The following is a 19,201-nucleotide window of genomic DNA, read 5'->3' on the forward strand; positions in this document are numbered from 1 at the left end:
CATTTATTGAACCAGGCTGAACAGGAGCGCGTTTATGATCCTCATGGTGACGAAAGATCGATTCCTTTTTGAGGGGGTGTCACACCTTGTTAAACAGGAACAGATAATAAAAATTGAGAAACTCGCTGAGATTAACGACTATTTCACTGATGCATCGAGCAAGCTGATTATTGATGCATACCACAATAATGTTCTCGATGATCATGCAATTAGCATTTTACAATCGCTGGAAGTCGGCAGTATTTTCTTATTAGCGCCTTTTCACATCAGCAAGATAAAAACACGTTTACCTATTTCTTTTGTCAACAGAAAAATGGAGATAACCGATTGGTTATCATTATTCATCGACAACCCAACCCTTTATCGCAAACCTAAGATTGGCTTCTCACACAATCAATATAAAATTGTCACCCACTTTTTAAACCAACAAAATCCAGACGATATCGCCGCAAACCTGAACATTTCCAGGCAAACCTTACGCAGCCAAAAATTCAACATCATGCTTAAGTTAAAACTAAGAAGAATGAGCGATATTGTGACACTTAATATATTTCCTTATTTCTAAACAATCTCATTCCGTCTGATATTCGACATACCTCCTCGCCATAAAAAATTATTAACACACAACAAACACATTTGTAGCCATAAATTTATTTAGTAATAATTTCTGATGCTTTATTCTGAAGGTAATATTAATGAGTTGTTTTTATTTAACTTTTTAATTCATGCTTAATTGTTGGGGGATTACCCATTCATGTACAAGTTAACGGTGGGTGATATAGTTATTAGGTCTTATCAAATGAATAGTTAAGGACAGTAAAATGAAGAAAATATCATGCATTATTATCGGTAGCCTGTTATTAACCCCTGCACTGAGCCAGGCCGCAGATAATAAAAAGCCTGTTAATGATTGGACTTGTGAAGATTTTCTTGCTCTCGATGCTTCATTCCAGCCTACGGCAATTGGCTTCGCTGAGGCATTGAACAATAAGGACAAACCTGAAGAGGCTGTTTTGGATGTGCAGGGAATAACAACCGTCACACCGGCAATTGTTCAGGCCTGTACTGAAAACAAGAAAGCCAGCTTCAAAGGCGAAGTGAAAAACGAATGGGAGAAAGTTAAAAAAGATCTTTAGCATCAGTAAGCGGCTTCTTCGCAAAAGCCTCTGCCGCTTAACGAAGCCACCCACAGGAGCGATTGCCGTTCACGAAAGAGATCGCTCCTGTGGTTATATTGAAGTAAAAACAGACACTTCCTTATTTAGCATCCTGTGTCTGCAATTATTTGCTCTCTGACTTTCCATCCTTGTCATTTTTCGTTTACAGAAAAGCCTCATCAACTTTATCGAAATAATTATCTGACAGAATATTTGATGCCTGCTACGCTTTTATTTCAGCGGAGGTATTTACTTATTCATATTCATGGAGTGAGAGAATGAGATTTTATAGCTGTGCACCCTGCGTGGTGGTTTTAACAGAAACGGATGTTGAGGTTAAAATCAACGACACCCTGCCATTGTTATTACCGGCAAACCATCTGACGTTCCTTGCCTGTGATAACAACATTATTGATTTATCGCACCTAAACAATGAATTAGTTGCCCCTATCAGCCGGCCCGTCCTGAATGATTATCTTCAGTTTTTAAAGAGAGATTTAATACATATTCCCCCCTGGCCCCGACTGGCGACACCCGTAATATCCTGCTTTTGTCGAACACCGGAAGTATTTCGTCAAGCGGCGCTGCACAGCACCCTTGAAACATCAGAAAGTTGTGAAATTGAAAGAACCCGCGCTTTGCTGTTTACCGAGCTCTCACTCTTTCTTGATCATCCCGGTTTCATTGCGTTACTGATCCATATTCTTCGTAGCACTGTTAAAGAGCGCGTTTATCACATCATCCAAAATGATATTCATAAAGAATGGAGCTTAAGCCAGGTGGCCAGCGCCCTGTTTCTGAGCCCAAGCCTGTTAAAAAAGAAACTGAAAAATGAAAATACGAGTTATAGCCAAATCATTACTGATTGCCGAATGCGCTACGCCGCACGGCAGCTATTAATGGCGGACAAAAACATCTATCAAATTTCGCGATTATGCGGCTATCGAAGTACTTCCTATTTTATTTCGGTCTTTAAGACTTTTTATGGCACCACGCCACTGCATTATGTCACGCAATACCGCCAATAATATTGGCTTGCAGGTGTCGTTTCGATATTAGCGATAATAGTATCGGCAATAGCCATACTCCGCCGGGAACACTAAAATTACGCGCCTCGCGCAGTATTATTCCTGCTGAACCCCATCAGGAGGATGATTATGACGACCGATGCTGATGCGCACAAAGTGGGCCTGATTCCCGTCACGCTGATGGTTTCCGGGAATATTATGGGCTCAGGCGTTTTTTTATTACCAGCAAATCTCGCCGCGACCGGCGGGATTGCAATCTATGGATGGCTCGTCACCATTATCGGCGCGTTAGCGCTGTCGGTGGTTTATGCCAAGATGTCATTCTTAGACCCCAGCCCTGGCGGTTCATACGCCTACGCTCGCCGCTGTTTCGGGCCTTTTTTAGGCTACCAGACTAACGTTCTCTACTGGCTTGCCTGCTGGGTGGGGAACATCGCGATGGTGGTGATTGGAGTAGGCTATTTGAGCTACTTTTTCCCGATCCTCAAAGACCCGATAGTATTAACCCTCACCTGTGTCGCGATGCTGTGGATCTTTGTTTTGTTGAACATTGTCGGGCCGAAAATGATCACCCGCGTACAGGCGGTTGCGACCATCCTGGCGCTGATTCCGATTGTCGGGATTGCGGTCTTTGGCTGGTTTTGGTTTCGCGGTGAAACCTATATGGCCGCCTGGAATGTCAGCGGGCTCAACACGTTTGGCGCAATCCAGAGCACATTGAGCGTCACACTGTGGTCTTTTATTGGTGTTGAGAGCGCATCGGTTGCCGCTGGCGTGGTAAAAAACCCGAAACGCAATGTCCCTATCGCCACGATCGGCGGAGTGTTGATTGCCGCCGTCTGCTATGTGTTATCGACGACCGCAATCATGGGTATGATCCCCAACGCTGACCTGCGCGTCTCCGCGTCTCCCTTTGGCGATGCCGCGCGCATGGCGTTGGGGAACACCGCTGGGGCAATTGTCTCGTTCTGTGCGGCGGCCGGCTGCCTTGGTTCGCTCGGTGGCTGGACGTTACTTGCGGGTCAGACTGCGAAAGCGGCAGCTGACGACGATCTGTTTCCGCCTATTTTCGCCCGCGTAAACAAAGCCGGTACGCCCGTCGCCGGGTTGGTTATTGTTGGCGTACTGATGACTATCTTTCAGTTCAGCAGCATCTCGCCAAACGCGGCAAAAGAATTTGGCCTGGTATCGTCCGTTTCCGTGATCTTTACCCTGGTACCTTATCTTTATACTTGTGCAGCGTTGCTGTTACTTGGCCATGGTCACTTCGGTAACGCGCGACCGATGTATCTGCTGTTGACCTTTGTCGCCTTCATCTACTGCATTTGGGCCGTTGTGGGTTCTGGCGCGAAAGAGGTCATGGGGGCGTTCGTGACGCTGATGATCGTTACCGCACTTTACGCCATTAACTACAACCGCATTCATAAAAACCCCTACCCGCTGGATGCCCCAGTCAGCAAGGCGTGAATGAAATCGTTGAATGGGATGTGATTTGCAAACTGCAAATGCAAAAACGACGAAGGCCTGAATCATTGCTGATTCAGGCCTTCTGAATTGTGGCGGAACGGACGGGACTCGAACCCGCGACCCCCTGCGTGACAGGCAGGTATTCTAACCGACTGAACTACCGCTCCGCGTTGTGTTCCTGTTAGGGAACGAGGCGCATATTACGGATTGCGCCTGGTGGCGTCAACGCTTTTTCCGCTGTTTTGAATCGTTTGCTGCAAAAATCGCCCATGGGATGATTTTCTAACGATAACAAGACGATTTAGCCGCGCCAAAGGCAGCTTCCGCCTTTCTTCTGTACTAAATCGAGACGTGATTCATGCGCCATCAGCTCCTCATCACTGGCTAAAACAACGCGCAGCTTACTTGCCTGGCGCACAACGCGCTGGATCCCCGCCTCACCTGCCTGTGATTGCCCTTCGCCCTCCATCGAAAATTTCATCGATGTCTGGCCGCCTGTCATCATCAGATAAACATCGGCAAGGATTTGGGAGTCAAGTAATGCGCCGTGCAGCGTTCGCTTGCTGTTGTCGATTTCATAGCGCGAGCAGAGCGCGTCGAGGCTGTTGCGCTTGCCGGGGAACATCTTACGCGCCAGCGCGAGGCTATCGGTGACTTTACAAAAGGTGTCCGTTTTCGGGATACCGCGATTCAGCTTGCTGAATTCATAATCCATAAAGCCGATATCAAACGACGCGTTATGGATGACCAACTCCGCGCCGCGGATATAGTCGATGAATTCATCGGCGATGTCGGCGAAGGTTGGTTTATCCAGCAGGAACTCGTCGGCGATACCGTGAACGCCAAACGCTTCAGGATCGATCAACCGATCAGGCTTCAGGTAAATGTGATAGTTATTGCCGGTCAGACGGCGGTTTATCACCTCGACGGCACCGATTTCAATAATCTTGTGCCCTTCATAGTGAGCGCCGATTTGGTTCATACCGGTGGTTTCAGTATCGAGGACGATCTGTCGTGTAATTGCAGTGCTCATAGCGGCCATTTATGTCAGACTTGTCGTTTTCAACTCAGGAAGTCTACCAGAGATGCTTAAACAGGTAGAAATTTTCACCGACGGATCCTGTCTTGGCAATCCGGGTCCGGGTGGATATGGCGCGATTTTACGCTATCGCCAGCACGAAAGAACCTTTAGCGAAGGTTATCGCCTCACCACCAATAACCGCATGGAGTTGATGGCCGCCATTGTCGCGCTCGAAGGGTTAAAAGAGCATTGCGAAGTGGTGCTCAGCACCGACAGCCAGTACGTTCGCCAGGGGATCACGCAGTGGATCCATAACTGGAAAAAACGCGGCTGGAAAACGGCAGATAAAAAACCGGTTAAAAATGTCGACCTCTGGAAGCGGCTGGATGCGGCGCTCAGCCAGCACCAAATTCGCTGGGAGTGGGTAAAAGGCCACGCCGGTCACCCAGAAAACGAGCGCTGCGATGAACTGGCGCGCACGGCAGCAATGAACCCAACCCAGGAAGACATTGGCTACCAGCCGGAAACGCTGGCTTAAGATTGGCGCGTCGCGCCAACGGTTTGACGAACCGGGCTTTTGCTGCGGCTTTGCTTCATGGGGTTAAGCGTCAGCGGAATAGTGCGTTTGCGCGCGACAACCAACTGCATGCACCCCAGCGCTGGTAAGTGCGTGCTCAGCAGTTTACCGCCCTGCTTTGTCCAGGGCAGCACGCGAAAGCGGCTATAATGCAATACCTCGAAATTGAGCAGCGAAAGCCAGTCAAACTGGCGCATCAGGGTGAACATGCGGCTTTTAACAGCAGGGGATCGGCGGGCGAAAGGCACCGCTTTGCTGATCCCCAGCAGGCTGATGGGGTTGAAACCGCTCAATACCAGCCAGCCGTCATCAATCAATACGCGATCCACTTCCTGGAGCAGACGATGGGGATCGGGACACCAGGGAAGCGTGTGCGCCAGCAGGCAGGCGTCGACGGATTTCCCCGCAAACGGCAAATGCAGCGGATCGGCTCTGACTTGTGCCGGATCGCCTGCAAGGGAGACATTCACCTGGTGGGAGATTGCGCAGCTTTCAACATTGATTTCTGCGCTGAGATTGCCAATCTTGAGCAAGTGAAATCCATACATTTTCGCCAACCATGGCTTGAGCTCCTTTTCCAGCGCCTCGCGGTAATGCACGCCTTTGGGTAAATCATCCCAGCTTGCCGGTGCTACAAATGTTCGGGGAGTCCTTGCCGGTTTCATCACAACCTTCCGCCACGCTTTGAGAGGTAATTTATGAATCTTAACAGTATTCCCGCGTTTCAGGATAACTACATCTGGGTACTGAGCAACGATGACGGGCGCTGCCTGATTGTTGATCCGGGCGAAGCCGCGCCGATCCTGAAAGCTATCGATGAAAACCACTGGCAACCTGACGCTATCTTTCTTACCCATCATCACAATGATCACGTTGGCGGCGTGAAAGAACTGCGCGAACGCTTTCCTGATGTAGTGGTATATGGGCCAGCAGAGACACAAAATAAGGGCACTACGCAGGTCGTTGCTGAGGGCGATACGGTCGCTGTTTTGGGACACGAATTTTCTATTTTCGCGACGCCAGGTCACACTTTAGGACATATCTGTTTCTTCAGTTTTCCTTATCTGTTTTGCGGAGATACGCTGTTTTCCGGCGGCTGTGGAAGATTGTTTGAAGGGACGGCAAGCCAGATGTATCAATCCTTTTGCAAAATTAATGCGCTTCCCGACGACACCATCATTTGTTGCGCACATGAATACACTTTAGGGAATATGAAGTTTGCAGTTAGCGTTTTGCCAGAGGATCGCGCACTTAACGAATACTATAGAAAAGTGAGTGAGTTACGTGCGAAAAACCAAAAAACACTCCCCGTAACTCTGAAAAATGAGCGGGAAATTAATTTATTTCTACGTACGGAAGATGTTGATTTAATTAATGTAATTAATAAAGAAACAAATTTGCAACACCCTGAAGAGCGTTTTGCATGGTTAAGGGCTAAGAAAGATAACTTCTGACATTGCGGGTTGCCTTTTGCAAACATCGCCGTTATTATCGCTCGTCTTTTAAGCAACTACTATTGACACACACATGAAGGCAAAAGCGATATTATTCGCCTCTGTCCTGCTCGTGGGGTGCCAGGCGTCTAACCACGATGGCACGGTCCAACAGCACGCACAGAGCCTTTCTGCAGCTGGTCAAGGGGAAGCAGGGAAGTTTACAAGTCAGGCGCGGTGGATGGACGATGGAACACTCACCGCCCAGAGTAACAGTGACTTGTGGGCCTCCATTAGCGACGAGCTAAAGATGGGAATTCCGGAAAATACCCGGATTCGCGAACAGAAACTGAAGTATTTGAACAATAAGAGCTATCTCCACGATGTAACTTTACGGGCAGAGCCGTATATGTACTGGATAGCAGGGCAAGTTAAAAAACGTAATATGCCCATGGAACTGGTACTACTACCCATAGTGGAGAGCGCTTTTAACCCGCACGCAACGTCTGGTGCCAATGCCGCAGGCATTTGGCAAATCATACCGAGCACTGGGCGAAATTATGGTTTAAAACAGACACGCAGCTATGATGCGCGTCGTGATATTGTGGCCTCTACCACGGCCGCTCTCGACATGATGCAGCGTCTTAACCGTATGTTTGACGGCGACTGGTTACTGACGGTCGCTGCCTATAACAGCGGTGAAGGTCGCGTATTGAAGGCGATGAAAGCGAACAAAGCACGGGGTAAACCCACCGACTTCTGGTCTCTTTCATTACCTTACGAAACAAAGGTTTACGTGCCAAAAATGCTGGCGTTGAGCGATATTCTCAAAAACAGCAAGCGGTATGGCGTAAATCTGCCGACGCCGGATGAAAGCCGTGCGCTGGCGCGTGTCAGGCTGAGTAGCCCGGTAGAGGTGAATCAGTTGGCTGAAATGGCGGGAATTTCCGTGAACAAGCTGAAGGCGTTTAACGCAGGCGTTAAAGGCTCGACGCTAGGTTCAGCAGGTCCACAGTACGTGATGGTGCCGAAGAAACATGCAGATCAGCTGCGTGAATCGCTGGCATCCGGCGAAATCGCCGCCGTACAGCCGACGCTGATGGCGCAGAATACCTCACTGCCCAGCCGGAATTATAAGGTTCGCTCAGGCGATACACTTTCTGCCATCGCGTCACGCCTTGGCGTTACCACGAAGGATCTCCAGCAATGGAATAACCTTCGCGGTGCGAATCTGAAAGTGGGCCAGAACCTGACGGTTGGCGCAGGTAGCAGTGCGCAACGTCTTGCCAGCAATAGCGATAGCATTACCTATCGCGTGCGAAAAGGCGATTCGTTGTCCAGTATCGCGAAACGTCACGGCGTGAACATCAAAGATGTGATGCGCTGGAACACCGATACCGCCAACCTGCAGCCTGGCGATCAGATCACGCTTTTCGTGAAGAACAGCGCAACACCGGATTCCTGATTTAATCCGACAAAAAAAGCACCGTATTCCCCACGGTGCTTTTTTTTATCCTTTTTATGGTCTGCCGGGTGAAAACTCAACCAGCAGCGGATTGTGATCCGATGCGCGGGTCACCAGCACAGACGCTTCCTGCACGTTTAACCCCCGGTAGAACACAAAGTCCAGCGGCCGCCCAAACGCACGCCGACGGTTATCATCGGTAAAACGCACCTGCCGTAAAGACATGTCTCGCGCGAAGCGATAAAGCGCATTCATTCGCGGGCGGCTCCAGGCGTTGAAATCCCCGGCCATAATGACTGGCCCGGAATGGCGCTCGATCTGGTCGCCAATCGGCAGCAACTGCTTGCTGTAAACGTCCACGCCGAGACTGAAATTCACCGCATGCACATTGACCACCATCAGATTACGCAGATCAGGCAGCGGGTAAACCGTCACCAGGGCTGATTTCGCCAGCCGCAAAATGGGTTCGCGCTCGCGCAGCGGGCAGCAATAAACCGGATGTGCAGATGAAAGCGTCATTACGCCAGACGGGTGCTGCGGCAGAACAAACGCGGGAACCTGATCGGCGGCAAGATAGTTTGTGGTCGCGAACCGGACCAGCTCTGGCGTGGTCTGCGCTTCCTGGAGCAAAACCAGGTGCGCATCTTTGCCAAAGTTTTGCAGTACGGATAGCCATTCAGCACGCTGCTGCTTAAAGATATTCCACACCAGCACGCGGATTTTCTCATCACGGCTGAGGGGAACCCCCGCAGGCAACGCCTTACCAATACTCGCGAAAGACCCCGGCGGTAAAATGCGTTCCGCAGGCTGTCCGGCAACATATCGCATAGCATAAGTATTTTTTGGCACTTCAGCTTCAAACCTCTTTGATTTCCGCGCCCGGATCCAGGGGCGTCATTCAGTTATAGGGATTGTAGCCCAGAGTTTCAACGACCAATCGAGAGAAAAGCCGTTGGTTGTGGTGAGTGACACAGACAAAACGTGCCGGGCGTGGCGTCATAGCGGGTGGCATGGTTAAATACAGTCGCTTGAATAATATCGATGAAATGTTGCTACAGAGGCAATAATGAAAACCACCTCGGAAGAACTCGCGATTTTTGTCGCTGTCGTAGAAAGCGGCAGCTTTAGCCGGGCAGCGGAACGTTTAGGCCAGGCAAATTCGGCCATTAGCCGTGCAGTAAAGAAACTGGAAAATAAACTGGGTGTGAACCTGCTGAACCGAACAACTCGCCAACTTAGCCTCACCGAAGAAGGTGAGCGCTATTTTCGCCGCGTGCAAACGGTGCTACAGGAGATGGCAGCGGCAGAAACAGAAGTGATGGAGAATAAATCCGTACCGCGTGGCACATTGCGTATTGATGCCGCAACACCGGTTGTGTTGCATTTTTTGATGCCGCTGATTAAACCGTTTCGTGAACGCTACCCGGAAATCAATTTGTCGCTGGTCTCCAGCGAGACGTTTATCAACCTCATTGAGCGCAAAGTCGATGTGGCGATCCGCGTCGGCAAACTGACCGACTCCAGCCTACGCGCCCGCCCGCTGTTCAAAAGCTATCGCAAAATTATCGCCTCGCCTGATTACATTGCCCGTTACGGCAAACCGGAAACCGCCGAAGCTTTGCGTGACCATGTTTGTCTTGGCTTTACCGAACCGGTTTCACTGAACACGTGGCCGGTGGCCTCTGGCGATGGGCAACTGCTCGAAGTGACGCCGGAGATATCGTCCAACAGCGGTGAAACATTGAAACACCTGTGTTTGAGCGGAAACGGTATCGCCAGTTTATCGGACTATATGATCGACAAAGAGTTGGCGAGCGGTGAGTTGGTTGAGTTGCTGGCGGACAAACGTCTGCCAGTGGAGATGCCCTTTAGTGCCGTCTATTACAGCGATCGGGCGGTGAGTACGCGCATACGCGCTTTTATCGATTTCGTCAGCGAGCATGCCCCGCAGACGGGAGAATAACGAAAACGGGAGCCTTAGCTCCCGTTACGTTGCAGCTTAATCCCACTCTGGTGCAAGGCCTTCCGGGCTGACCAGACGGTCGTTGCAATCCAATTTGGCGATGTCCGCTTTATCTTGCGCATCCAGTTTCAGCGATTGCGCCAGCAGGTTACTCGCCAGGTTCTCACGCTTGGTAGAAGACGGAATCACCGCATAGCCTTCACCCATCGCCCAGGCCAGGATCACTTGCGCAGGTGTCGCGTTGTGTTTCTGCGCAATACGACCAATCACTTCATCTTTCAGCGCCTTGCCATACGCCAGCGTCATGTAAGAGGTGATATGGATACCGTGCAGTTTCGCCCAATCTGCCACTTTACGGTTTTGCAGATACGGTGACAGTTCAATCTGGTTAGTCGCGATATTTTCCGCACCGACAGCGGCAATAGCTTGCTCCATCAGCGGGATGGTGAAGTTAGAAATACCAATCTGGCGCGTCAGCCCCTGCTCTTTCGCTTTCATCAGTTGTTGCATGGAAACAGCAACCGGCACAGCTGCGCCCGGAGAAGGCCAGTGGATCAGCGTTAAATCAACGTAATCAGTGCCGAGTTTTTTCAGGCTCTCTTGCAGGCTTGGGATCAGCAGATCTTCTCCCAAGTTTTCAGTCCAGATTTTGGTGGTGATAAACAGTTCTTCACGCGCAACGCCGCTCTGTGCGAGCGCTTCGCCAATGGCGGCTTCGTTACCATAAATCTGTGCGGTATCAATAACGCGGTAGCCCAGTTCAAGGGCATTTTTCACCGATGCGATGACTGCTTCGTCAGTTAAACGGAAGGTACCAAGACCAAATGCAGGGATAGACATCAGAATTCCTCTTTTCGTCGTTTTCAAAACTCATGCCGCGATTATCCCTGGCTCACTAAGGCGGAAAAAGAGGCAAAAAAGCAGAGGATTTTTGCTGCAAGAGCAACAATGTGCCACGGCAACGGTGAATCGAGTAACTTGCATTTTGAAAGTCACTATGTCACTTTGTGCGCAGACGATAAACAACCTCCAGGCTCGATCATGAAAAATGAACCGCTTTGCCACGCTCCCTGCCCTATCGCCCGCAGTCTTGGGCGTATCGGTGATAGCTGGAGCATGATTATCTTGCGCGACGCGTTTGCCGGTTTTACGCGCTTCGATGAGTTTCAGAAAAGCGCCAACGTTGCGCCAAATATCCTCTCCCGCCGCCTGAAAGAGCTGGTTGATGACGGGCTGCTGGAAAAAGTGAGCTACAGTACAACGCCACCGCGCTATGAATACCATCTCACTGCGCGCGGTCATGATTTCCGCCCGGTGATCCTCGCCTTAGCGGAATGGGGCAATCGTTATTTTTCACCAGAAGGCGCGCAAATCCAGCTGGTTGAGCGTCAGACGCAGCGTCCTGTCGAAGCGATCATGGTCGACAAAGCCACCGGCGAGCCGATTACGCCAGAGAAATACGTTATGGTTCCCGGCCCAGCCGCTTCACCGGTTATCCATTACCGTCATGATTACCTGCAACGTAAATCCGACGGGGATAACGCGCAGAAATTCACACCGCAGCAGTATGTGAGTGTCGATCATGATGACAACCAATAAGAAAAAAGTGCTCACGCTTACGATACTCAGCGCGGCGCTGCTGGCCGTGGCCGCTTATGGGGTTTATTGGTGGCAAACCGGGCGCTTTATACAGTCAACCGATGATGCTTATGTCGGCGGCGATATCAGTGCGATTTCCAGCAAAGTTTCCGGGTATATTCAACAAATTGCCATTCAGGACAATATGCTCGTCAAGAAAGGCGATCTTTTAGTGCGCCTTGACGATCGCGATTACCAGGCGGCACTCGCCAAAGCGATGGGTGAAGTCGCGGCACAGCAAGCGGCACTGGCCGATATTGCCGCCACTCGCCAATTGCAACTGGCGACGATTGAAGGGTCAACGGCATCGTTGGCCGCTGCCAGGGCAACCAGCGAGAAATCCGCTAACGACAATCGACGCTATAGCGCGCTGGTGATGTCCAGCGCCGTTTCCGCGCAGATACGGGAAAACGCGGCGGCGGATTATCGCCGGGCGCGCGCCGAAGAGAATAAAGCGCACGCGGACAGCGCCGTTGCTGAACGTCAGCTTCTGGTGCTCGATGCCCGCCAACAGCAGGCACAGGCCGCCTTGATGCAGGCACAAGCCAATCTGGAAATGGCCCGGCTTAATCTCAGCTACACCGAAATTCGCGCGCCGTTTGATGGCGTGGTGGGTAATCGCCGTGCCTGGTCAGGTTCCTTTGTCAGCAGCGGAACGCAGCTCCTTTCGCTGGTGCCAGCGCAAGGTTTATGGGTGGAAGCCAATTTCAAGGAAAGCCAGCTTGCGCATATGCGTCCAGGCCAACCAGCAACTGTTGTTGCTGATGTGCTGCCCGGACGTACTTTTCATGGACATGTGTTGAGTGTCTCACCTGCGACGGGTTCGCGTTTTAGTATTCTCCCGGCGGAAAATGCGACCGGCAATTTCACTAAAATTGTTCAGCGAGTGCCGGTGCGCATCGCCCTGGAAGGTGAAGCCGCCAAACTTGACGTGCTGCGCCCGGGGTTTTCGGTCATCGTCACCGTCGATGAAAAGAGCACGCGATGAGTACCTCCGGCGCAGTACCGCTGTCGTCCGTTGTTTCCATGGCACTCAACCAAAAAGTATTCGCTTTCTCTACCATGTGCGTGGGCATGTTTATCGCACTGATTGATATTCAGATTGTTTCAGCCTCTTTGCGAAACATTGGCGGCGGCCTTTCTGCCGGAGACGATGAAACGGTTTGGGTGCAAACCAGCTATTTAATTGCCGAGATCATTATTATTCCCCTTTCCGGCTGGCTGGCCAGGGTGATGTCTACGCGCTGGCTGTTTGCCGCCTCGGCTGCGGGTTTCACCGTGATGAGCCTGCTGTGCGGATGGGCGTGGAATATCCAAAGTATGATCTTATTTCGCGCATTGCAGGGGCTGGCTGGCGGATCAATGATCCCGCTGGTGTTTACGACGGCATTCGCTTTTTTCGAAGGTAAACAACGGGTGATCGCTGCCGCAACCATTGGTGGGCTGGCATCGCTGGCCCCGACCCTCGGCCCAACGGTGGGTGGCTGGATCACCGATAACTTCAGTTGGCACTGGCTATTCTTTATCAATATTGTGCCGGGAATGTATATCGCCATTGCCGTACCGCTATTGGTAAAAATCGATACCCCAAATCTTTCGCTGCTGCGCGGCGCGGATTACCTCAGTATTTTGTTACTCGCCGTGTCGCTGGGTTGCCTGGAATATACGCTAGAAGAAGGGCCGCGCTGGGGCTGGTTTGATGACGACACGCTGGTGCTTACGGGCTGGATCGCACTGCTTTGCGGTGTTGCTTTTATCGTTCGCACATTACGCCATGCGCAGCCAGTTATGGACTTGCGCGCACTACAGGATCGCACTTTCACGCTGGGTTGCTACTTCTCGTTTATGGCAGGGGTAGGCATCTTTGCTACGATCTATCTAACGCCGCTGTTTCTTGGAATGGTTCGCGGTTTTAGCGCGCTGGAAATTGGTCTGGCCGTCTTTTCCACCGGTCTCTTTCAGGTGCTCTCCATACCGCTCTACGCCTGGGTTGCCAATCGCGTCGATTTACGCTGGTTGTTGATGGCAGGTCTGGTGGCGTTCGCCTTCTCCATGTACAGCTTTATTCCGCTGACTCACGAGTGGGGGGCGCGAGAACTGCTGTTACCGCAGGCGTTTCGCGGGCTGGCACAGCAATTTGCAATTGCGCCAGCCGTCACGCTCACTCTCGGTAGTTTGCCGCCTGCACGGCTGAAACTGGCATCCGGCCTGTTTAATTTGATGCGTAATCTCGGCGGCGCAATTGGTATTGCGCTTTGTGGTACGGTCATTAATAACCGTACCAATCTGCATTACAGCCGCCTTGCTGACCATCTCAACAATGCCAATCTTTCGGTAACGGAATTCGTTCAGGGAAGTACCCGTCAATTACTGAGTCAGGGTCTTGCGCCGGAGATTGCCGATAATGCCGCACTGAAGAATCTTTCCGCTCTGGCGTTACGGGAGGCGCGCACGCAGGCATTTTCAGATGCCTTTTATCTGATCATGATCGGCTTTTTGATTGCTGCGCTGCTTGTTCCCTTAATGAAAAAGCCGCAGACACCATGATATTCAGGAGAATTTATTATGAGCGTTTCACCAAAACGCATCGTCGTAACAGGAATGGGGATCGTCAGCCCGCTGGGCTGCGGCGTATCGCATGTTTGGCAGTCGCTGTTGCAAGGCAAGTCAGGGATTTCCCGGCTTGATGACGCGATCGTCGAGAATATTCCATGCAAAGTCGCCGGACAGATTCCTTCGATTGAACAGGATCCCGAACACGGTTTTGATCCTTTGGTTGCGATTGCGGCGAAAGAACGCAAAAAAATGGACCGCTTTATCGAGCTCGCGCTGGTTGCCGCACAGGAAGCACTGACACAGGCCGACTGGTTCCCACAGGATCAAGCGGAAAAGGATCGTACCGCGACGGTGATTGCTACTGGTATCGGTGGATTTAACGAAATCGCCAATGCGGTACACACAACAGATTTACGTGGGCCCCGCCGGCTTTCTCCTTTCACCATCCCTTCGTTTCTTGCCAATCTGGCTGCCGGACATGTTTCAATAGCACATGGTTTTCGTGGCCCCATCGGCGCGCCAGTTACGGCGTGTGCCGCTGGAGCGCAGGCAATTGGCGATGCGGCGCGAATGATCCGCAGTGGTGAAGCCGATATTGCACTCTGTGGAGGGAGCGAAGCCGCGATCCACCGGGTTAGCCTTGCGGGGTTTGCTGCTGCAAGAGCGTTATCGAGCGGTTTTAATGATGATCCATCGGCAGCATCACGCCCTTTTGACCGCGATCGTGACGGGTTTGTGATGGGCGAAGGCGCTGGGTTGCTGGTTATCGAATCCCTGGAGCATGCTATTGCGCGTGGTGCCACACCGCTAGCGGAACTGGTGGGATACGGAACCAGCGCAGATGCTTATCATCTCACCGCTGGGCCAGAAGATGGCAACGGCGCTAAGAGGGCGATGGAAGTGGCCATTCGTCAGGCAGGCATTACCGCTGCGGATATTCAGCATATTAATGCGCATGCCACTTCAACGCAGGTGGGTGATAAAGGCGAATTGGCCGCAATAAAAGGATTGTTTGGAACAACAAGCCAAGTAGCCATTACGTCGACGAAATCCGCTACAGGTCATTTATTGGGTGCTGCGGGCGGGATTGAAGCTATTTTCACTATTCAAGCTTTGCGTGAGCAGAGGGTTCCACCGACGTTGAATTTGCATCATCCTGACGCGGATGCTGAAGGACTGAATCTGGTCGCGTTAACGGCTAAAGCGGTCGAGATGCGCTATGCGTTATCGAACGGGTTTGGTTTTGGCGGCGTTAATGCCAGCTTGCTGCTGAAACGCTGGGAATAACGCTGAATAAAGGGCTTAACGGTCTGTTTTGATACAAACAGCAGACGAAAAAAAACCGTATCTCGTGAGAGATACGGTTCTTAAATAAGTGGCGGAACGGACGGGACTCGAACCCGCGACCCCCTGCGTGACAGGCAGGTATTCTAACCGACTGAACTACCGCTCCACCGAATTTTTTCACAACCACCGGTTTGTTGCCCCGGTTTTCACTGCAATTTGATGCCTGGCAGTTCCCTACTCTCGCATGGGGAGACCCCACACTACCATCGGCGCTACGGCGTTTCACTTCTGAGTTCGGCATGGGGTCAGGTGGGACCACCGCGCTAGTGCCGCCAGGCAAATTCTGTTTACCGCATGCAGACTTCTCCTCCGCACCCGGCTTTATCTGTATCAGGCTGAAAATCTTCTCTCTCTCACACCAAAACATCTTCGGCGTTGTAAGGTTAAGCCTCACGGTTCATTAGTACCGGTTAGCTCAACGCATCGCTGCGCTTACACACCCGGCCTATCAACGTCGTCGTCTTCAACGTTCCTTCAGGAGACTTTAAGTCTCAGGGAGAACTCATCTCGGGGCAAGTTTCGTGCTTAGATGCTTTCAGCACTTATCTCTTCCGCATTTAGCTACCGGGCAGTGCCATTGGCATGACAACCCGAACACCAGTGATGCGTCCACTCCGGTCCTCTCGTACTAGGAGCAGCCCCCCTCAGTTCTCCAGCGCCCACGGCAGATAGGGACCGAACTGTCTCACGACGTTCTAAACCCAGCTCGCGTACCACTTTAAATGGCGAACAGCCATACCCTTGGGACCTACTTCAGCCCCAGGATGTGATGAGCCGACATCGAGGTGCCAAACACCGCCGTCGATATGAACTCTTGGGCGGTATCAGCCTGTTATCCCCGGAGTACCTTTTATCCGTTGAGCGATGGCCCTTCCATTCAGAACCACCGGATCACTATGACCTGCTTTCGCACCTGCTCGCGCCGTCACGCTCGCAGTCAAGCCAGCTTATGCCATTGCACTAACCTCCTGATGTCCGACCAGGATTAGCTGACCTTCGTGCTCCTCCGTTACGCTTTAGGAGGAGACCGCCCCAGTCAAACTACCCACCAGACACTGTCCGCAACCCGGTTCACGGGTCCACGTTAGAACATCAAACATTAAAGGGTGGTATTTCAAGGTCGGCTCCACGCAGACTGGCGTCCACGCTTCAAAGCCTCCCACCTATCCTACACATCAAGGCTCAGTGTTCAGTGTCAAGCTATAGTAAAGGTTCACGGGGTCTTTCCGTCTTGCCGCGGGTACACTGCATCTTCACAGCGAGTTCAATTTCACTGAGTCTCGGGTGGAGACAGCCTGGCCATCATTACGCCATTCGTGCAGGTCGGAACTTACCCGACAAGGAATTTCGCTACCTTAGGACCGTTATAGTTACGGCCGCCGTTTACCGGGGCTTCGATCAGGAGCTTCGCTTGCGCTGACCCCATCAATTAACCTTCCGGCACCGGGCAGGCGTCACACCGTATACGTCCACTTTCGTGTTTGCACAGTGCTGTGTTTTTAATAAACAGTTGCAGCCAGCTGGTATCTTCGACTGGTTTCAGCTCCGTGAGCAAGTCACTTCACCTACGCACCAGCGTGCCTTCTCCCGAAGTTACGGCACCATTTTGCCTAGTTCCTTCACCCGAGTTCTCTCAAGCGCCTTGGTATTCTCTACCTGACCACCTGTGTCGGTTTGGGGTACGATTTCGTGTTACCTGATGCTTAGAGGCTTTTCCTGGAAGCAGGGCATTTGTCACTTCAGCACCGTGGTGCCTCGTCATCACGCCTCAGTGTTAAAAACAACCGGATTTACCTGGTCGTTCCACCTGCACGCTTAAACCGGGACAACCGTCGCCCGGCCGACATAGCCTTCTCCGTCCCCCCTTCGCAGTAACACCAAGTACAGGAATATTAACCTGTTTCCCATCGACTACGCCTTTCGGCCTCGCCTTAGGGGTCGACTCACCCTGCCCCGATTAACGTTGGACAGGAACCCTTGGTCTTCCGGCGAGCGGGCTTTTCACCCGCTTTATCGTTACTTATGTCAGCATTCGCACTTCTGATACCTCCAGCATGCCTCACGACACACCTTCAACGGCTTACAGAACGCTCCCCTACCCAACAACGCATAAGCGTCGCTGCCGCAGCTTCGGTGCATGGTTTAGCCCCGTTACATCTTCCGCGCAGGCCGACTCGACCAGTGAGCTATTACGCTTTCTTTAAATGATGGCTGCTTCTAAGCCAACATCCTGGCTGTCTGGGCCTTCCCACATCGTTTCCCACTTAACCATGACTTTGGGACCTTAGCTGGCGGTCTGGGTTGTTTCCCTCTTCACGACGGACGTTAGCACCCGCCGTGTGTCTCCCGTGATAACATTCTCCGGTATTCGTAGTTTGCATCGGGTTGGTAAGCCGGGATGGCCCCCTAGCCGAAACAGTGCTCTACCCCCGGAGATGAATTCACGAGGCGCTACCTAAATAGCTTTCGGGGAGAACCAGCTATCTCCCGGTTTGATTGGCCTTTCACCCCCAGCCACAGGTCATCCGCTAATTTTTCAACATTAGTCGGTTCGGTCCTCCAGTTAGTGTTACCCAACCTTCAACCTGCCCATGGCTAGATCACCGGGTTTCGGGTCTATACCCTGCAACTTAACGCCCAGTTAAGACTCGGTTTCCCTTCGGCTCCCCTATACGGTTAACCTTGCTACAGAATATAAGTCGCTGACCCATTATACAAAAGGTACGCAGTCACCCCATTAATGAGGCTCCCACTGCTTGTACGTACACGGTTTCAGGTTCTCTTTCACTCCCCTCGCCGGGGTTCTTTTCGCCTTTCCCTCACGGTACTGGTTCACTATCGGTCAGTCAGGAGTATTTAGCCTTGGAGGATGGTCCCCCCATATTCAGACAGGATACCACGTGTCCCGCCCTACTCTTCGAGCTCACAGCATGTGCATCTTCGTGTACGGGGCTTTCACCCTGTATCGCGCGACTTTCCAGACGCTTCCACTGACACACAAACTGATTCAGGCTCTGGGCTGTTCCCCGTTCGCTCGCCGCTACTGGGGGAATCTCGGTTGATTTCTTTTCCTCGGGGTACTTAGATGTTTCAGTTCCCCCGGTTCGCTTCACAGCACTATGGATTCATGCTGTGATGATGCACCTGAGTGCACCGGGTTTCCCCATTCGGACATCGCCGGCTATAACGGTTCATATCACCTTACCGGCGCTTTTCGCAGATTAGCACGTCCTTCATCGCCTCTGACTGCCAGGGCATCCACCGTGTACGCTTAGTCGCTTAACCTCACAACCCGAAGATGTTTCTTACGCATCATCACGTTGCGAAAATTTGAGAGACTCACGGAACAGTTCGCACTGCTCCGCGTTTCAATTTTCAGCTTGATCCAGATTTTTAAAGAGCAAAACTTCGCAGCACACACAGAATGTGTACTCTGAAGTTTTCTTGTACCGAACAGTAAAGGATGGTGGAGCTATGCGGGATCGAACCGCAGACCTCCTGCGTGCAAAGCAGGCGCTCTCCCAGCTGAGCTATAGCCCCATCGTAGTC

General features: G+C 51.7%; 16 protein-coding genes, 3 tRNA genes and 2 rRNA genes. 12 read left to right on the top strand and 9 right to left on the bottom strand.

From position 1 onward, the window contains the following. The first annotated feature begins 34 nt into the window (after nucleotides 1–34). The 4 genes from AAEY27_RS17640 to adiC all read left to right on the top strand — a co-directional run bounded on the left by AAEY27_RS17640 (nucleotide 35) and on the right by adiC (nucleotide 3,652). Nucleotides 35–565 (top strand): helix-turn-helix transcriptional regulator, encoded by a 531-nt coding sequence (locus tag AAEY27_RS17640; protein ID WP_342322097.1) that lies wholly within the window; start codon nucleotides 35–37, stop codon nucleotides 563–565. Between the two features lie 256 nt (nucleotides 566–821). Then, nucleotides 822–1,136, top strand: coding sequence for an acid-activated periplasmic chaperone HdeA (hdeA, locus tag AAEY27_RS17645; RefSeq protein ID WP_342322098.1), 315 nt, complete (start codon nucleotides 822–824; stop codon nucleotides 1,134–1,136). Nucleotides 1,137–1,435: 299 nt separating this feature from the next. Next, a complete protein-coding gene (locus AAEY27_RS17650; RefSeq protein ID WP_342322099.1) occupies nucleotides 1,436–2,185 on the top strand; it encodes an AraC family transcriptional regulator in 750 nt (249 codons plus the stop codon). A gap of 129 nt (nucleotides 2,186–2,314) precedes the next feature. After that, nucleotides 2,315–3,652: an arginine/agmatine antiporter gene (adiC, locus tag AAEY27_RS17655; RefSeq protein ID WP_342322100.1), complete on the top strand. Its 1,338-nt coding sequence runs from the start codon at nucleotides 2,315–2,317 to the stop codon at nucleotides 3,650–3,652. A gap of 90 nt (nucleotides 3,653–3,742) precedes the next feature. On the opposite strand, the gene AAEY27_RS17660 is transcribed toward adiC, so the two are convergent. Further along, nucleotides 3,743–3,819, bottom strand: a tRNA-Asp gene (locus AAEY27_RS17660). Nucleotides 3,820–3,953: 134 nt separating this feature from the next. Further along, nucleotides 3,954–4,685 (bottom strand): DNA polymerase III subunit epsilon, encoded by a 732-nt coding sequence (dnaQ, locus tag AAEY27_RS17665; protein ID WP_342322102.1) that lies wholly within the window; start codon nucleotides 4,683–4,685, stop codon nucleotides 3,954–3,956. Here dnaQ and rnhA point away from each other — a divergent pair. Further along, nucleotides 4,639–5,211: a ribonuclease HI gene (gene rnhA / locus AAEY27_RS17670; protein WP_342322104.1), complete on the top strand. Its 573-nt coding sequence runs from the start codon at nucleotides 4,639–4,641 to the stop codon at nucleotides 5,209–5,211. The genes dnaQ and rnhA overlap by 47 nt on opposite strands. Here the strand turns inward: rnhA and AAEY27_RS17675 are convergent. After that, entirely contained in the window at nucleotides 5,208–5,915 is a 708-nt protein-coding gene (locus AAEY27_RS17675; RefSeq protein ID WP_342322106.1) for a class I SAM-dependent methyltransferase, read from the bottom strand. The two genes, rnhA and AAEY27_RS17675, sit on opposite strands and share 4 nt — an antisense overlap. A gap of 33 nt (nucleotides 5,916–5,948) precedes the next feature. On the opposite strand from AAEY27_RS17675, the gene gloB reads away from it, so the two are divergent. Further along, a complete protein-coding gene (gene gloB / locus AAEY27_RS17680) occupies nucleotides 5,949–6,704 on the top strand; it encodes a hydroxyacylglutathione hydrolase (RefSeq protein WP_342322108.1) in 756 nt (251 codons plus the stop codon). 73 nt (nucleotides 6,705–6,777) lie between these two features. Next, nucleotides 6,778–8,148, top strand: coding sequence for a murein transglycosylase D (gene mltD, locus AAEY27_RS17685; RefSeq protein WP_342322110.1), 1,371 nt, complete (start codon nucleotides 6,778–6,780; stop codon nucleotides 8,146–8,148). 54 nt (nucleotides 8,149–8,202) lie between these two features. On the opposite strand, the gene AAEY27_RS17690 is transcribed toward mltD, so the two are convergent. Beyond that, entirely contained in the window at nucleotides 8,203–8,997 is a 795-nt protein-coding gene (locus AAEY27_RS17690) for an endonuclease/exonuclease/phosphatase family protein (RefSeq protein ID WP_342322112.1), read from the bottom strand. Between the two features lie 217 nt (nucleotides 8,998–9,214). On the opposite strand from AAEY27_RS17690, the gene yafC reads away from it, so the two are divergent. After that, on the top strand, nucleotides 9,215–10,111 hold the full coding sequence (yafC, locus tag AAEY27_RS17695) for a DNA-binding transcriptional regulator YafC (RefSeq protein ID WP_342322113.1): 897 nt from the start codon (nucleotides 9,215–9,217) through the stop codon (nucleotides 10,109–10,111). A 36-nt stretch (nucleotides 10,112–10,147) separates the two neighbouring features. Here yafC and dkgB read toward each other — a convergent pair whose 3' ends face one another. Continuing rightward, nucleotides 10,148–10,951 carry a 2,5-didehydrogluconate reductase DkgB gene (gene dkgB, locus AAEY27_RS17700; protein ID WP_342322114.1) on the bottom strand — a complete coding sequence of 268 codons (804 nt, stop codon included), beginning with the start codon at nucleotides 10,949–10,951 and terminating at the stop codon, nucleotides 10,148–10,150. A 201-nt stretch (nucleotides 10,952–11,152) separates the two neighbouring features. Between dkgB and AAEY27_RS17705 the strand changes: the two genes are divergently transcribed. The 4 genes from AAEY27_RS17705 to fabF are packed head-to-tail and all read left to right on the top strand — an operon-like array spanning nucleotide 11,153 to nucleotide 15,592. Continuing rightward, the gene (locus AAEY27_RS17705) at nucleotides 11,153–11,710 is read left to right on the top strand and encodes a winged helix-turn-helix transcriptional regulator (RefSeq protein ID WP_342322115.1); all 558 of its coding nucleotides are present in this window, start codon (nucleotides 11,153–11,155) and stop codon (nucleotides 11,708–11,710) included. Further along, nucleotides 11,694–12,737 (top strand): HlyD family secretion protein, encoded by a 1,044-nt coding sequence (locus AAEY27_RS17710; RefSeq protein WP_342322116.1) that lies wholly within the window; start codon nucleotides 11,694–11,696, stop codon nucleotides 12,735–12,737. The genes AAEY27_RS17705 and AAEY27_RS17710 overlap by 17 nt, the downstream gene beginning before the upstream one ends. Continuing rightward, on the top strand, nucleotides 12,734–14,296 hold the full coding sequence (locus AAEY27_RS17715) for a DHA2 family efflux MFS transporter permease subunit (protein WP_342322117.1): 1,563 nt from the start codon (nucleotides 12,734–12,736) through the stop codon (nucleotides 14,294–14,296). Before AAEY27_RS17710 ends, AAEY27_RS17715 begins: the two co-directional genes overlap by 4 nt. A gap of 18 nt (nucleotides 14,297–14,314) precedes the next feature. Continuing rightward, entirely contained in the window at nucleotides 14,315–15,592 is a 1,278-nt protein-coding gene (fabF, locus tag AAEY27_RS17720) for a beta-ketoacyl-ACP synthase II (protein WP_342322118.1), read from the top strand. An 89-nt stretch (nucleotides 15,593–15,681) separates the two neighbouring features. Here fabF and AAEY27_RS17725 read toward each other — a convergent pair. The 4 genes from AAEY27_RS17725 to AAEY27_RS17740 form a co-directional block, all read right to left on the bottom strand. Beyond that, nucleotides 15,682–15,758 (bottom strand) — tRNA-Asp (locus AAEY27_RS17725). 55 nt (nucleotides 15,759–15,813) lie between these two features. After that, nucleotides 15,814–15,929 (bottom strand): 5S ribosomal RNA (gene rrf, locus AAEY27_RS17730). Between the two features lie 102 nt (nucleotides 15,930–16,031). Then, nucleotides 16,032–18,937 (bottom strand): 23S ribosomal RNA (locus tag AAEY27_RS17735). Between the two features lie 179 nt (nucleotides 18,938–19,116). Further along, a tRNA-Ala gene (locus AAEY27_RS17740) sits at nucleotides 19,117–19,192 on the bottom strand. Nucleotides 19,193–19,201: the final 9 nt, after the last annotated feature.

It is taken from the genome of Kosakonia sp. BYX6, from assembly GCF_038449125.1.
Classification (GTDB): Bacteria; Pseudomonadota; Gammaproteobacteria; order Enterobacterales; family Enterobacteriaceae; genus Kosakonia; species Kosakonia calanthes.